11 protein-coding genes and 1 pseudogene are annotated in these 13,993 nt (G+C 68.5%); 7 read left to right on the top strand and 5 right to left on the bottom strand.

The annotated features are described in order from the left end of the window. Nucleotides 1-101 precede the first annotated feature (101 nt). Nucleotides 102-1,040 carry a D-2-hydroxyacid dehydrogenase gene (ddh, locus tag FXF75_RS18650; RefSeq protein ID WP_163523417.1) on the bottom strand — a complete coding sequence of 313 codons (939 nt, stop codon included), beginning with the start codon at nucleotides 1,038-1,040 and terminating at the stop codon, nucleotides 102-104. Nucleotides 1,041-1,124: 84 nt separating this feature from the next. Between ddh and FXF75_RS18645 the strand changes: the two genes are divergently transcribed. Next, complete coding sequence (locus tag FXF75_RS18645) at nucleotides 1,125-2,768, top strand: thiamine pyrophosphate-requiring protein (protein ID WP_309221865.1); 1,644 nt, start codon at nucleotides 1,125-1,127, stop codon at nucleotides 2,766-2,768. Nucleotides 2,769-2,859: 91 nt separating this feature from the next. Then, nucleotides 2,860-3,267, top strand: a complete 408-nt coding sequence (locus FXF75_RS18640) for a PPC domain-containing DNA-binding protein (protein WP_163523413.1) — start codon at nucleotides 2,860-2,862, stop codon at nucleotides 3,265-3,267. A gap of 68 nt (nucleotides 3,268-3,335) precedes the next feature. Here FXF75_RS18640 and FXF75_RS23540 read toward each other — a convergent pair. The 3 genes and pseudogenes from FXF75_RS23540 to FXF75_RS18620 all read right to left on the bottom strand — a co-directional run bounded on the left by FXF75_RS23540 (nucleotide 3,336) and on the right by FXF75_RS18620 (nucleotide 7,033). After that, nucleotides 3,336-4,591, bottom strand: a pseudogene (locus FXF75_RS23540) (nitrate/nitrite transporter). Nucleotides 4,592-4,703: 112 nt separating this feature from the next. Then, the gene (locus FXF75_RS18625; RefSeq protein WP_163523408.1) at nucleotides 4,704-5,765 is read right to left on the bottom strand and encodes an alkaline phosphatase family protein; all 1,062 of its coding nucleotides are present in this window, start codon (nucleotides 5,763-5,765) and stop codon (nucleotides 4,704-4,706) included. 50 nt (nucleotides 5,766-5,815) lie between these two features. Next, complete coding sequence (locus FXF75_RS18620) at nucleotides 5,816-7,033, bottom strand: nitrate/nitrite transporter (RefSeq protein ID WP_163523406.1); 1,218 nt, start codon at nucleotides 7,031-7,033, stop codon at nucleotides 5,816-5,818. A gap of 99 nt (nucleotides 7,034-7,132) precedes the next feature. Here FXF75_RS18620 and FXF75_RS18615 point away from each other — a divergent pair, with 99 nt between their 5' ends. Further along, the gene (locus tag FXF75_RS18615; protein WP_163523404.1) at nucleotides 7,133-8,011 is read left to right on the top strand and encodes an oxaloacetate decarboxylase; all 879 of its coding nucleotides are present in this window, start codon (nucleotides 7,133-7,135) and stop codon (nucleotides 8,009-8,011) included. A 91-nt stretch (nucleotides 8,012-8,102) separates the two neighbouring features. After that, entirely contained in the window at nucleotides 8,103-9,287 is a 1,185-nt protein-coding gene (locus FXF75_RS18610; RefSeq protein WP_163523402.1) for an iron-containing alcohol dehydrogenase family protein, read from the top strand. A 7-nt stretch (nucleotides 9,288-9,294) separates the two neighbouring features. On the opposite strand, the gene FXF75_RS18605 is transcribed toward FXF75_RS18610, so the two are convergent. Then, nucleotides 9,295-10,545, bottom strand: coding sequence for an MFS transporter (locus FXF75_RS18605; protein WP_163523400.1), 1,251 nt, complete (start codon nucleotides 10,543-10,545; stop codon nucleotides 9,295-9,297). A gap of 135 nt (nucleotides 10,546-10,680) precedes the next feature. On the opposite strand from FXF75_RS18605, the gene FXF75_RS18600 reads away from it, so the two are divergent. The 3 genes from FXF75_RS18600 to tcuA all read left to right on the top strand — a co-directional run bounded on the left by FXF75_RS18600 (nucleotide 10,681) and on the right by tcuA (nucleotide 13,974). Continuing rightward, the gene (locus tag FXF75_RS18600; protein ID WP_163523399.1) at nucleotides 10,681-12,048 is read left to right on the top strand and encodes an MmgE/PrpD family protein; all 1,368 of its coding nucleotides are present in this window, start codon (nucleotides 10,681-10,683) and stop codon (nucleotides 12,046-12,048) included. Further along, entirely contained in the window at nucleotides 12,045-12,476 is a 432-nt protein-coding gene (locus FXF75_RS18595; protein WP_163523397.1) for a cupin domain-containing protein, read from the top strand. Before FXF75_RS18600 ends, FXF75_RS18595 begins: the two co-directional genes overlap by 4 nt. 61 nt (nucleotides 12,477-12,537) lie before the next feature. Continuing rightward, nucleotides 12,538-13,974, top strand: a complete 1,437-nt coding sequence (gene tcuA, locus FXF75_RS18590; RefSeq protein WP_163523395.1) for an FAD-dependent tricarballylate dehydrogenase TcuA — start codon at nucleotides 12,538-12,540, stop codon at nucleotides 13,972-13,974. Nucleotides 13,975-13,993 lie beyond the last annotated feature (19 nt).

Raw genomic sequence — 13,993 nt, 5'->3', positions numbered from 1 at the left:
GTGTAAACCCTTCGCCGTAACGGGGCCGAATCCCGCAGAGTCGAGGCTGTGACACGTCGAGCCAGTAGGTACGCGCGGATTCACGCGTCGTGGCCGAGACGCTACGCGACTCGGTTGCGGAGGTCCTCGCCCGCGAGGTATCGGCGGACGTTCTCCGACACCAGGTCGGCGATGTCGAGGTGATACCGGTTGGTCGCCGACCCCTTGTGCGGGGAGATGATGACCTCCTCGAAGTCCCACAGCGGGGAGTCCTCCGGCAGGGGTTCGGTCTCGAAGACGTCCAACCCCGCGCCCGCGACGTCGCCGGCGTCGAGCGCATCGACGAGCGCGTCCTCGTCCACGATGGGGCCGCGAGCGACGTTGATGAGGTACGCGTCGTCGCGCATCCGCCGGAACTCCGGCGCGCCGAACATGCCCTCGGTCGCTGGCGTGTGGGGCACCGCGATGGCGACGAATCGAGCGTCCGCGATGGCCTCGTGGAGGTCCTCCGGGTCGTACACTCGGGAGACGCCGGGCACCGACTCGTCGGAGCGCCGGACGCCCACCACTTCCATCCCGAGGGCGTCGGCGCGTTCGGCGATGCCGCGCCCGAGCGTCCCGAGACCGACCACGCAGAGTCGCTCGCCGCCGACGGTGAACGGGCGCTCGTAGTCGGGGTCGTACCAGTCGGCGTCGTGCTGGTGGTCGCGGTAGACGTGGAGCAGGCGGGCGAACGAGAGCATGTAGTTGACCGCGAGTTCGCCGACGGTCTCGCCGTGGATGCCCGAGGAGTTCGTCAGCGGAACCCCCGCGGCCTCGTAGGCGTCGGTGTCGAACTCGTCGTACCCGGCGCGGGCGCAGTGGACCCACCCCGCGTCGAGGAACTCCGGGCGGGGTCTGAACGAGACGACGGCGTCGGACTCGGCGTAGTCCTCGCCGTCGCCGACGAGTTCGGCGGGCACGTCGAGGTCGTCGAACGCCTCGACGAACGCCTCCTTCGGCACGACGTTCTCGACCGATTCGTGGACGCACAGCCGCTCGATATCGGCGCGCTCTGACATACCTATCACTCACGCGGGACTGGTTTGAGGTTTTCGCCGCACGCACTCGCGCCAGCATACAATCATCACCAAAGAACATTATAAATACATTTACAACACTGCACCGCGCCACACACTGACATGGACGTGACAGAGGCGATTGCGGACGTTCTCGTCGCGGAAGGCGTCGATTACCTCTTCGGATTCCCGTCGAACCCGCTGTTCGACACCGGGGCCGTCGAGGAGGCGGGAATCGAGACGATAGTCGTCCGACAGGAGCGGACGGGCGTACACATGGCCGACGCCGTGAGCCGAGTGACTTCGGGCGACGAAGTCGGCGTGTTCGCCTGCCAGCACGGTCCCGGCACGGAGAACTCCTTCGGCGGGGTCGCGCAGGCGTACGCGGAGTCGGTCCCGCTGGTCGCGTTTCCGCGGGGCTACGACCGGTCGAAGACCGACGTGGACCCGAAGTTCAACTCCTTCCTCAACTACCAGCACGTCACCAAGTCCTGCGAGCAACTCACCGACCCGGAGGCGGTCGCCGACACCGTCCGCCGGGCGTTCAGCGCCGCGCGCAACGGTCGGCCGCGCCCGGCGCTCGTCGAGATTCCCATGGACGTCTGGGACGAGGAGGTTGGCGACGTCGAGTACGAACCAACCGAGTCACGGAAGACTGGTCCCGACCCGAGCGACGTCCCGCCGGCGGTGGACATGCTGCTCGACGCCGAGCGGCCGGTCATCTACGCCGGGCAGGGCGTCCACTACGCGAAGGGGTGGGAGCCGCTCCGCGAACTCGCCGAACTCGTGGAGGCTCCGGTCGCCACCAGCCTCAACGGGAAGAGCGCCTTCCCCGAGGACCACCCGCTCTCGCTCGGGGCGGGGTCCAAGAGCGAACCCGGTCAGCTCGCGCACTTCCTCGACGAGTGCGACCTGCTGTTCGGCGTCGGAACCAGCTTCTCCACGTCGTCCTACGGCATCACCGTGCCCGAGGACAACGCCATCGTCCACGCCACGCTCGACCCCGCAGACATCGACAAGGAGGTCGAGAGCGACCACGCCATCGTCGGCGACGCGAAGCTGACGCTCGAAGCGATGGTGGCGGAAACCGAGGACCGTCTCGACGGGCCGCGCGGCCGCCGCGAGGACGTGGTCGAGGAGATTCGGGAGGTCGAAGAGGAGTGGCTGGCCGACTGGCGGCCCAAACTGGAGTCCGACGAGACACCCATCAACCCGTATCGGGTCATCAACGAACTCACTGAAGTCGTGGACGCCGAGGACGCCATCGTCACCCACGACGCCGGGAACGCCCGCGACTTCCTCGCGCCGTTCTGGGAGTCCACGGAACCGCTGGGTTACATCGGGTGGGGGAAGACGACGCAACTCGGCTACGGTCTCGGACTGGCGATGGGGGCCAAACTGGCCCACCCCGACAAGCTCTGCATCAACGTCTGGGGCGACGGAGCCATCGGTATGACCGGTCTCGACATCGAGACCGCGGCCCGCTACGACATCCCGATTCTCTCCATCCTCCTGAACAACGAGGAGATGGCGAGCTACGACACCCCGTTCGGCGGTGACTTCCGGACGGTGGCCGAGGGGCTGGGCGCGTACGGCGAGCGCATCGAGGACCCAGACGAAATCGCCGGTGCCATCGAGCGCGGCATCGAGAAGACCGAGGAGGGGACGCCAGTCCTGCTGGAGTTCGTGACCGCGAGGGAGACCGAACTGTCGCGCCCCGACCTCGACTGAAGCCGAACCACCGCTTCTTTTCGCGAAACCGGCAGAGAGTCACGCGAGCGGTACTACGAAGTGGGCGGTAGCCGTCGTGGCTAACGCACACATGGACCACGTACGCGAAGGCGACCGAATCGTCGTACGACTCGACCCCGGCGAGGAAGTCCTCGACTCGCTCGCCGAACTCCGCGACGAGTACGACATCGAGAACGGCTTCCTGACCGCCATCGGCGCGGTGGACCGGGTGACGCTCGGCCACTACGACACCGAGGCCCAGGAGTACAGCGAGGAGGAGTTCACCGGCCAGTTCGAGGTGACCAGCTTCCTCGGCAACATCGGCCCGGACAAGATACACACCCACATTCAGGTAGCCGACGACTCCTTCGAGTCGCTGGGCGGCCACTGCTCGGATGCGCGGGTCTCGGGGACCTTCGAGGTGCTGGTGACCCTCGGCGAGACGCCGCTCACGCACCACCTCGACGAGCGAACCGGTCTCGACGTGTTCGACATCTAGTCGGCGGTCGAGCATCCAGTACCGCAGCCGAATCACCTTCCGAACGTGTCCGCGGAAGGCGGCGTTCCTCAGCCCCCCGACCGGCCGCGTGACTCCGGAGCGAACCAGGAGACGAGGAGTCCGAGTCCCGTCAGCGCGGCCGCGTAGGCGAACGCCAACAGGTACGTCTCGGTGAATTCGATGAGCGCCCCCGCGACCAGCGGCGCCGTGAACGCGCCGGAGATTCCCGCCGTCGTCAGGAACGCCAGCGCCGTCCCCGTAATCTGTGGTTCTACGACCTCCTGCACATAGCTGTACACGACGCCGAACGTGAGCTGAATGACGAACCCGGCGACGACCAGCGCCGCGACGATGACTGCGAGTTGCCTCGTCAGCGCGATGAGGACGACCAGCGGGAGCGAAACGAGGAACGCGACCCGGAGGACCGGCAGTCGCCGCCGGTTCAGCAGTCGGTCCGAGATAGCGCCGCCGCCCGCCCGCGAGAGTATACCCATCGCCGGGAACACCGCGGTTAGCAGACCGCTCAGCGCGGCCGAGAGGGCGAACTCCTGGGCGAGATACGACGGCAACCAGCTGTTCAGGAAGAGGTAACAGGAGTAGGCCGCGAACGCCATCGCGCAGCCGTACCACACCACTGGGCGTCTCAGGATGGCGGCGAAGTTCGCGCGCATCGACGCGGTGTTGGTCGTCGGTTCGACCGTGAGACCGCGCACCCCCGCCGTGAGGAGCACGAACGCGACGGCCGAGCCGAGAATCATCGCGAGGAAGTTGGCGTGCCAGCGAACCGCGCCGCGACGAGCGGTCCGGAGAGTTGCCCAATCGCGAACCCCGCGGGGGCGCTCGTGATGAACACGCCGATGGTCGTACCGCGGTTGGCGTCAGAGACGGCACCGCCGACCAGATTCGTGGACGCCGTCCAGATGACGCCCACGGCGACGCCCGCGACGAGACGCGCCGCCAGCAGCGACCCGAACGCGCCCTCGCGACCGGCCCACCAGCTCCAGCCGCCCGCGAGGACGACGATGCCGGTCCCGATGGCTATCATCCGGTAATCGCCGAGTCGGTCTATCCAGACGCCGAGCGCGAAGTTCGTGACCGCCCACGAAGCTGGAACCGCACTCACTAGCCAGACCGCCCTCGCCGGAGTCACTCCGAGGTCGGCGGCGACTGTCGAGAGGACGCTCGCCGGCGCGATGATGTAGTGGTGGGTCGCCGCAGTCAACAGCCACGTTCCGACAAGACACGCGACGAACGCTCGTTCGTCGAGGAAGCCGCGACGGACCGCGCGCAGACGTGTCGTCACTGCGTCGAGGCCCGCGCTCATACTGACGACGCACCTCCACGGTCCGCGGTGGCGGTCGAGAAGCGACCCGGAGCGCGTCCGTCTCGTCGCTCGGTGGACTGCGTACGCTCGCTCATCGGTCGAGCCTCACGGATTATTCGAGTCCCCGAAACGCCTCGACGTTGTAGTCGAGAGTCGTGCCGGTGCTGGCGACGTACGGAACGCGGCGCTCGTGGTGAGAGCCGTGCGAGCGCAACTCGACCGACCCGCGAACGCCCTCCTCGACCGGACCGAACACCGACGACTCGGTTCCGAGAACCAGCGCATCGCCGATGGCGTCGGTCGGCAGTCGGAACCGCTCGGCCGCTTCCTCGGCGGGGAGAACCTCCGCCACGCCGTCGATGTCAGCCAGCGGCGCGAGGGCGTCGGCCGACCCGTCTTCGAGGTAGACGTACGCGGCCCCGCCGAGGTTCTGGTGGTGGTAGGTGTGTTCGTCGGTGATGAGTCGGACCACCTCGGCGTCCAACTGCTCCCGGTCGAGGGCCGCTTCGAGGTCCACGCAGACCGACTTGTAGTTCATGCCGTGGTCCGCGGTGGCCACGAGCGCGTCGCTCCGCTCGGCGAGCGCGGCCACCCCGGCGTCGAGTTCGCGGACCCACTCCTCGGCCGCAGCTTCGTCGGGACCGTGCTTGTGGGGAATCACGTCCGTCGTGGAGACGTACAGCACGTCGGGGTCGCGCTCGTCGAGGACGTGGACCGCGGCGTCCATCAGCCACGCGCTCGCCCCGCCGGAGTAGATGCCCGGCGGGTCGCCCACGGCGTCGGCGAGCCAGTCGGGCGGGTCCTCCGCGCTCGCCGCGAGGTCGCAGTCCTGCCCGACCATCCCGACGAGTTTGTCCTTGGCCACGAGGGCGGCGACGGTCTCGCCGCGGTCGGCCCGGCGCTGGAGTTCGGTCCGACACCGCAGGAGCGACGGGTCGTTCATGTAGGCCTGTTCGTCGCGCTCGGGGTCGTAGTAGGTGTTGCCCGTCACCCCGTTCTCCGCGGGAAAGCTGGCCGTGACGATGCCGACGTTGTTGACGTTGGTGAGGCTCGGAACGAGTCCGTCACAGGTGCCCGCGTTCCCGCGGTCGGCGATGCGGTCCCAGCCCGGCGTCTCGACGGCGTCGAGGTACTCGGGGTCGAGACCGTCGAGACAGGCGACGACGTGAGTCATGTGGTAACGCGTGTACCTGCCGCCCCCAGACACATATACGTTCGCCACCGTCACTCCCCGGCCACCGCGGGTTCCTCCGGACCGGGCGCGGACCGCCGGAGTCGCCGCGACAGCAACTGCAGCGAGACGAGACCGAAGACCGCTCCGAGCGCGAGCGTCGGGAACGCCCACGCGTACCCGGCGGCGTCCACGACCGCGCCGAAGACGACCGGCGAGACCACCGTGGCGCTGAATCCGGTGAGCGTCTGGACCGAGAGCGCGGCCCCGACGTGTTCGTCCTCGACCACCTCGGTGACCGTGGTCGATGTCGGCGAACTGTCGGCCGTCAGGAGCGTGCCGTAGACGAGCAGGAGCGCGGTCAGCGCGGGGAGCGACAGCAGGTCGCCCACGCCGCCGAGGACCACGCTGATGCACGCGCTCCCGCCCAGCACGACGAAGACGGTCGGAATCCGGCCGACGGAGTCGCTCGCCCACCCGCCCAGCAAGTTGCCGACGCCGCCGAGCGACATCATCGCGCCGGTCAGCAGACCGGCCAGTACCGCTGGGTTCGACGCTCCCGCGAGCGCAGGGGTGAGCACGAGAAACGCGGGGAGCCAGTTCCGCACGCCGAACAGTTCCCACGTGTGACCGGCGTAGACGCCGACCGCGTAGAGGTACGCCCGATTGGAGAGGAAGCTCCGGTCGAACTGCAGGTCGCTCGCGGCCGCGTCCGGGTGGTCGCGGGCGAACGCCAGCATCACCGGTCCGGCGACCACCGCGCCCACGCTGGTCGCGCCGATGCCGACCCGCCAGTTCACCGCCGCGGCGACCGACGACGAGAGCAGGAACGAGAGACCGGTGCTCAGCGAGAACGCGCCGGTGTAGACGCCCAGCGCCCGTCCCCGGACCGACTCGGGGTACCACTCGCTCAGGAACCGCATGCCGGGCACGTACACCGCGGCCATGAACGCTCCGGCCACCAGTCGGAGCGCCGCGCCGACGAGGAAGCCGTCGGCGAACGCCGCGAACCCGAGACTCGCCAGTCCCGTGCCGGTCGCGCCGACGGCGACGACCCGCCGTGTCGAGTACGTATCGGCGACCATTCCGGCCGGGAGAATGGCGGCGACGTACCCGGCCTGAAACGCCGCGAACAGCGCGCCCGCCTGAAGCCCAGACAGCGACCACGCCTCGACTATCCGGGGCAGCAGCGCCGAGTAGTTGAACCACACCAGCACCGACAGCAGCAGGACGGTGCTGGCGACGGCGAGCGCCCGAGTGCGGTCTTGCATCGTCGGTGTTCCCTCCGGACCGTCGCCTCGCGGCGGATTCGGACGGAAGGTCCTGGCGAGCGCACTTAACGTTATGGTACGCGATTACGAACCACGGGCATGGCGAATTCGAGAGCCGAGTTCCGCGAATCGGTCGAGAGCGACGGAATCGTCGTCGCGCCCGGCGCGTACGACGCCGCCAGCGCGAAACTCGTCGAACGGGCGGGCGCGGAGGTCGTCTACATGTCGGGGTCGAGCGTCTCGACGTCCGTCCACGGCTACCCGGACGTCGGAGTCACGACGCTGACGGAAATGACCGACCGCGCCCGGCAGATGGCGAACGCGGTAGACGTGCCGGTGTTCGCCGACGCGGACACCGGCTACGGCAACCCCATCAACGTGCGCCGAACCGTCGAGGAGTTCGAGGCCGCGGGCGTCGCGGGCGTCCACCTCGAAGACCAGACGTTTCCCAAGCAGTGCGGACACTTCGAAGGCAAGGACGTGGTGGCGACCGACGAGATGACGGCGAAGCTGCGCGCCGCGGCCGACGCCCGCGAGGACGACGACTTCGTGCTCATCGCCCGGACCGACGCGCGGGCGGTCGAGGGGTTCGACGTCGCGGTCGAACGTTCTCGGGCATACTTGGAGGCGGGCGCGGACGTCATCTTCTTCGAGGCCCCCGAGTCGGTCGCCGAACTCGAAGAGGCGGCCGAGCGAATCGACGCGCCGCTCTTGGCGAACATGACCGAGGGCGGGAAGACGCCGATGCTGTCGGCCGAGGAACTCGACGCGTTGGGGTACGACATCGCGCTGTTCCCCGCGACCGGGTTCAAGGCGGTCCTGAAGACCCTGCAGGACGTGTACGCCGAAATCGTCGAGACGGGGAGCCAGCGGGAGGTCATGGACGAACTCGTCACGTGGGAGGGCCGCAACGAGATTACGGGACTCGACCGAATACGCGACCTCGAAGACAGGTACGCCACCGACGGGGACTCGTAGAGGTCGCGGAAGGGTCGGTCGTTTTGGCCGACAATCGGAGAGTGGTCGGTCGCAGCCCAGTTTTATGTGTCCGCCGGTCGCTCGAAGAGGCATGCACGACCGACCGCTCGTCGGAGAGGGCCGCATAGCGTTCGCGACGCCGGAGACCGAGTTCGGCGAGGGAGTGACCGACCGACTCCCGGAGACGCTCGACCGATTGGGCGTGGACGCCCCGCTCGTGGTGACCGACCGGGGCGTCGAATCCGCGGGCGTCCTCGACGCCGCGCTCGACGGTCTCGACCTCGACCCGACGGTCCACTACGCGACGACCGAACCGAGCGTCGAGGACTTCGAGGACCTGCCCGACGTCGAGGTGGACGGCGTGGTGGCCGTCGGCGGCGGGTCGTGTCTCGACACCGCGAAGGTGGTCGCCACGCTGCTCGCCCACGGCGGGACAGCCAGCGACTACCTCGGCGTCGACAAGGTTCCCGGCCCGGTCGCGCCGACCGTCGCGATTCCGACCACGAGCGGAACCGGGTCGCAGGCGACCCAGACCGCGGTCGTCTCCTTCGACGGTGTGAAACGCGGAATGAGCGACGAACTGCTGCGTCCGGACGTCGCGCTCGTGGACCCGGCGCTCACGCACGGCCTGCCGCGCGACGTGACCGCGCGGTCGGGGTTCGACGCGTTCGTCCACTCACTGGAGTCGCTGACCGCGCGCGACCACACTCAGGTCGAACCGCGACCCATCAACTATCAGGGAGCGAACCCCATCTCGCGCCCCCTGTCGCGTCAGGCGCTCGAACTGGTCCACGGGGCGTACGAGCAGGCGGTCGCGGACGGCGACGACCGCGAGGCGAGGCGCGACCTGAGCCTCGGGTCCCACCTCGCGGGGACCGCGTTCTCGAACGCGGGACTCGGCGCGGTCCACGCGCTGGCGAGCAGCGTCGGCGGGATGACCGGGCGACCCCACGGGGAGTGTCTCGCCGCCTCGCTGACCGCCGGTCTGCGCTACAACCTGCCGGTACGGCGAGAGGAGTACGCAGACGTCGCGCAGACGCTCGGCGTGGCCCGACCCGAGGACGACACCGACGAGGCGGCCGAGGCGCTCATCGCGGAGTGCGAGCGACTTCGGGACAGCGTCGGTCTCCCGGGGTCGTTCGCCGACCTCGGACTGGGACCCGACGACGCCGACGAAATCGTCGAGAACACGCTGATTCAGGAGCGCCGCATCAAGACGAACCCGCGGGACGTTGGCGAGGACATCCGCGAACCGGTGGTACGGGCGCTGGAATGAGTTCCAGTTACCGCACGAGCAGGTAGAGGCTGAGCAGACCGGCGAGCGCCACGAGGGCCGCGAGCGCGACGAACAGCGCGCCCGACCCGGCGTAGGTGAGGACGGTCCCCGCCAGCGCGGCCCCGAGCGCCCCGACGCCGAACATCGCGAGGTAGGTGAACCCGTACGAGAGACCGTGGCTGTCGGCGGTGACGTAGTCGGCGATGGTGGCCTGATACACCGGCGCGGCCGCGTAGACGAAGAAGCCAAGCAGCACGCAGACGCCGAGCAGCGGCACGACGCCCGCGTTGGACGCGGGGACGAACAGCAGCGCCGCGACGACGAGCGCCGCGAACGTCGCGACGAGCGCGTACTCGGTCTCTATCATGTCGGTCACCTTGCCGCCCGCGTACTGGCCCGCGACGCCGACCGACAGCAGGCCCGCGTACACGTATCTGCTGGGCGAGAACGTCCGCTCGAAGACGGTGACCGGTTCGAACATCGAGAGACCCCCGAGGATTTCGGGCAGGAACGTCAGCACGCCCCGGTAGTAGAGACCGTAGAGCATGATGATGGCGAACAGGACCACGAACCCTCTGGTGAACAGCAGTCGGGAGTCGCGGACCAACTCGCGGAGCGAACCCAGACCGCCGTCGGTCTCGGCCGTCCGGCCGGGGTCGCCGTCGGCCGCGACTTCGGTCTCCGCCTCCTCCGCGGCCGCCCGCTCGTCGAACGAGAGTCGGAACGCGATAGCGCCGGCGACGGCGGCGGGAATCACGAACAGTCCGGCGACGAGTCGCCAGTCGAGGACCGCCAGCAGCACCGCCGCCGCCAGCGGGCCGACCACGGTTCCGACGTTGCCCGCCGCGCCGTGGTAGGCGAAGGCGGTGCCGCGGTTGTCGTCCGCCGTGCCCCGACTCAGGAGCGAGAGACCCGCGGGATGGTAGAGGCTCGCGCCCGCGCCCCACAGCACCAGCGCCGCGCCCAGCACCCAGACGTTCGGGGCGACGCTGACGAGCAGGAACCCGCCGCCCATCCCGGCGGCGGAGCCGAGAACGAGTCGCTTCGACCCGTACGCGTCGGCGAGGATGCCGCTGGGGAGCGCGCCCAGACCGATGAGGGCGTAGCCCGCGCCGACGACGAGACCCAGCGTGGCCTCCGTCGCCGTGAAGGCGTCGAGCCACACCGTCACGAAGATGGGGATGGCCAGTTCGTAGGTGTGAAACATCGCGTGGGCGAGCATCGTGAACCCGACGATGGCTCGGTCGTTGGATTTCATCGTTCGAGGTCACCGCGTAATCGGGTGAATCGACTGGACCGATGGTTCGGAGTCGTATAAAATTTTGGTGAAGAACGGGCCGAGGGTCGGAATCGGGAGTACGATTATAATCACGGCGTCACGATAATTGCTTGCATGGGAGAGACGCACACGTTAGCCGAGTTCGCAGCGAACGCGACGTTCGAGGACGTACCGGACGAGATAGTGGCGGAAGCGAAACGGGCGATTCGGGACTACGTCGGCGTCGCGCTCTACGGCTCTCAGCACGGCGTCGGCGAGCGCATCTCGACGTACGTAGACCGATGCATGACGGGCGAGGAGGCGGCGGTGCTCGGTCGCGGCGCGGCGAGTCCGCCCGGCGCGGCACTCGCGAACGGCGCGTTCGGCCACGCCATCGACTACGACGACACCTTCGAGTCGATAGTCATCCACCCGACGTCGCCCGTGTTCCCCGCTGCTCTCGCTGGGGTGCAGGTGGCCGATGGCACCGGGCGCGACGCACTGACGGCGTACGTCGTCGGCGTCGAGGCGGCCTTCCGGACCGGCCACGCCACCTACCCGAGTCACTACGACAACGGGTGGCACAGCACCGGCACTGTCGGGACGTTCGGCGCGACGGCGGCCGCGGCGTCGGCGCTCGGACTGAACGCCGAGGAGATAGCCCACGCGTACGGCATCGCGGCGTCGTCCTCGTCGTCGCTGAAGAAGAACTTCGGGACCATGACGAAACCGCTTCACGCCGGTCACGCCGCCCAGATGGGCGTGCGCGCCGCGCTGCTGGCCGAATCGGGGTTCACCGCAGACGACGCGGTGTTCGAGGGCGACATCGGTTACGGCGAGGTGATGACTCCGGGCGGCGAGTACGACCCGACTCAGATGACCGAGGGGCTTGGCGAGGAGTGGGCTGTCGCGGACATCGGCTTCAAACCGTACCCCTCGGGCGTGATAACCCACGCGGCGATGGACGCCCTGCGAGCGGTGGTCGAGCGCGAGGACCTCGACCCGGCCGACGTCGAGACGGTGCGGGTCGCGCTCGACGAGGCCGCCTCCGAGATGCTCATCCACGCCGACCCCGACGACGCCCTGCAGGCGAAGTTCTCCATCGAGTTCTGCCTCGCCGCGATACTCCGCGAGGGGGACGCGGGCGTCCGGGAGTTCTCCGACGAGTACGTCGCCGACCCGCGCACGCGAGAGGTGATGGCGAAGGTCGAGCGCGACTTCGAGACGAACCTCTTCGGCGGGAGCTTCGCCGGGTACGGTGCCCGGGTGACGGTCACGACGAAGGACGGTGAGGAGTACGTCGAAGTCGAGAAGCACGCGCCGGGGAGTCCCAACAACCCCGTCTCCGACGAGCGCCTCGACGCGAAGTTCTTCGAGTGCGCCGAACCGACGGTGGGTCCCGAGCGCGCGGACGCCGTCGCGGCCGCCGTCGCCGACCTCGACGCCGAGGGCGCGCTCGACCGACTGCTGGAGAACGCCACCGCCGAGAACGAAGACGAATGAGCGACGACTACGAACACCTGTCGCTCGACGACCTCGAGACGAACCCCGAGAAACCCGGCCGACGGTGGGAGCTATCGCCGGCGTTCGGCATCGACGACTACAACGTCAACGTCGCGGTCCTCGAACCCGGTGAGCGACTGTCCCAGAACGCCTACCACTACCACCCGAATCAGGCCGAGTTCTACTACGTCGCCGACGGCCGGTGCCGCGTCGAAGTCGAGGACGGGTCGTTCGACGCCGAGACAGACGACGCCCTCCGGTTCGCGGCGGGCGTCCCGCACATGCTCCACAACCCGTACGACGACCGGTGCAAAATCGTGGCCATCGGCAGTCCGCCCGAGGGGAGGCGGCCGGTCCATCAGGTCCAGAGCTACGAGGAACTGCTGGCAGAGCGATACGGCGAGGACGCAGACGACGCTCCGTCGTAACCGTCACCGTCCCTCCCCGTCGGCGGTAGTTTGATTGTGATTGTCCAGCATATTACGGGCGATGGCAGTGAAAGATGGCAGCGAGCGGAATAGTCCGGAGCGACGCGAGTCGTACGACGTGGTCGTAATCGGATGCGGGATGGCCGGGTTGGCCGCCGGGAACCGGGCGGCGCGACTCGGACTCGACGTGGCGATACTGGAGAAGTCTCCCGAAGAGCGACGGGGCGGCCACACCCGGTTCACCGAGTCCTTCCGCGTTCCGTCGGCCGACACCGACCTCACCGAGTACGGCTACGAGTTCGACATCCCCGATTACACCGTCTCGGAGTTCTACGACGACATCATGGCCCAGACGAACGGCCGGGCCGACGAGGACCTCGCTCGGACGCTCGTCGAGAACGCGGGCGAGACAATAGAGTGGCTGACCGAACTCGGCGTCGAGTGGAACATGACCCCGCTGAACTCCGGGTACACCGTCGGCCGGACGTGGTTCGACGGCGAGGAGTTGGTCGAGACGCTCGTCGAGGCGGCGACCGACGCGGGCGCGGACGTCTACTACGACGCCGAGGCCAGAGACCTCCGGCAGTCGAGCGACCGGCGGATAACGGCGCTCGACGCGGTCACCGACGAGGGGTTCGTTCGGTTCGAGTGCGACGCCGCGATACTCGCCGCCGGAGGCTACGAATCGAGTCCCGAGAAGCGCACGCGCTACTACGGTCCGGACTACGACGCGATGACCGTGCGCGGAAGCCGGTACAACACCGGGGAGGCGATAGACATGGTGCTCGACGCCGGGGCCAAGGCGGTGGGACAGTGGGGCGGGGCGCACATGGCGCTCATCGACGCCGCCGCCCCGGACGTGGAGGGCGGAACCAACCGCATCGACGGCTACCAGTACGGACTGCTGGTGAACCACGACGGTGACCGGTTCGTGGACGAGGGCGAGGACGCTCGCGCCCACACCTACGCCAAGTTCGGGCAGAAGATATTCGAACAGCCGAACCGCGAGGCGTTCATCCTCGTGGACGACCAGACTATCGACGAGGTGGACGCCACCGGCCCGTCCGACCCCGTGGTCGGCGACGACCTGCGCGACGTCCTCGAACGAGTGGGATGCGAGAACCCCGACGCCGCAGTCGCCACCGTCGAGGAGTACAACGCCGCCTGCGACCCGGACTCGTTCGACCCGCAGGTGCTCGACGGCAACGAAGCGACCGGGGTGACGCCCCGGAAATCGAACTGGGCGCTCCCGCTCGACGACCCGCCGTTCTACGCGTACGCGGTGACGGGCGGCATCACGTTCGCCTTCGGCGGGGTGGCGACCACCGCCGACGCGGAGGTACTCGATACCCGCGACCGTGTGATACCGGGCCTCTACGCCGCCGGAAACAGCGTCGGCGACCTGTTCTACGACAACTACCCCGGCGGGACCGGACTGACGAACGCGGCGGTGTTCGGTCGAATCGCCGGCGAAAAAGTCGCGGAATACGTGGACTGACGGCCTGCTTCCGGTCGCG

It is taken from the genome of Halorussus sp. MSC15.2, assembly GCF_010747475.1.
In the GTDB taxonomy this organism is placed as follows: domain Archaea; phylum Halobacteriota; class Halobacteria; order Halobacteriales; family Haladaptataceae; genus Halorussus.
Note: the sequence above shows the minus strand (reverse complement) of the source record. Positions and strands in the feature narration are given on the sequence as shown.

What these genes read in the sequence shown, in the direction of transcription:
- ddh (WP_163523417.1), bottom strand. Translation starts at nt 1,040, where the DNA reads ATGTCAGAGCGCGCCGATATCGAGCGGCTGTGCGTCCACGAATCGGTC.
- FXF75_RS18640 (WP_163523413.1), top strand. Translation starts at nt 2,860, where the DNA reads ATGGACCACGTACGCGAAGGCGACCGAATCGTCGTACGACTCGACCCC.
- FXF75_RS18625 (WP_163523408.1), bottom strand. Translation starts at nt 5,765, where the DNA reads ATGACTCACGTCGTCGCCTGTCTCGACGGTCTCGACCCCGAGTACCTC.
- FXF75_RS18620 (WP_163523406.1), bottom strand. Translation starts at nt 7,033, where the DNA reads ATGCAAGACCGCACTCGGGCGCTCGCCGTCGCCAGCACCGTCCTGCTG.
- FXF75_RS18615 (WP_163523404.1), top strand. Translation starts at nt 7,133, where the DNA reads ATGGCGAATTCGAGAGCCGAGTTCCGCGAATCGGTCGAGAGCGACGGA.
- FXF75_RS18610 (WP_163523402.1), top strand. Translation starts at nt 8,103, where the DNA reads ATGCACGACCGACCGCTCGTCGGAGAGGGCCGCATAGCGTTCGCGACG.
- FXF75_RS18605 (WP_163523400.1), bottom strand. Translation starts at nt 10,545, where the DNA reads ATGAAATCCAACGACCGAGCCATCGTCGGGTTCACGATGCTCGCCCAC.
- FXF75_RS18600 (WP_163523399.1), top strand. Translation starts at nt 10,681, where the DNA reads ATGGGAGAGACGCACACGTTAGCCGAGTTCGCAGCGAACGCGACGTTC.
- FXF75_RS18595 (WP_163523397.1), top strand. Translation starts at nt 12,045, where the DNA reads ATGAGCGACGACTACGAACACCTGTCGCTCGACGACCTCGAGACGAAC.
- tcuA (WP_163523395.1), top strand. Translation starts at nt 12,538, where the DNA reads ATGGCAGTGAAAGATGGCAGCGAGCGGAATAGTCCGGAGCGACGCGAG.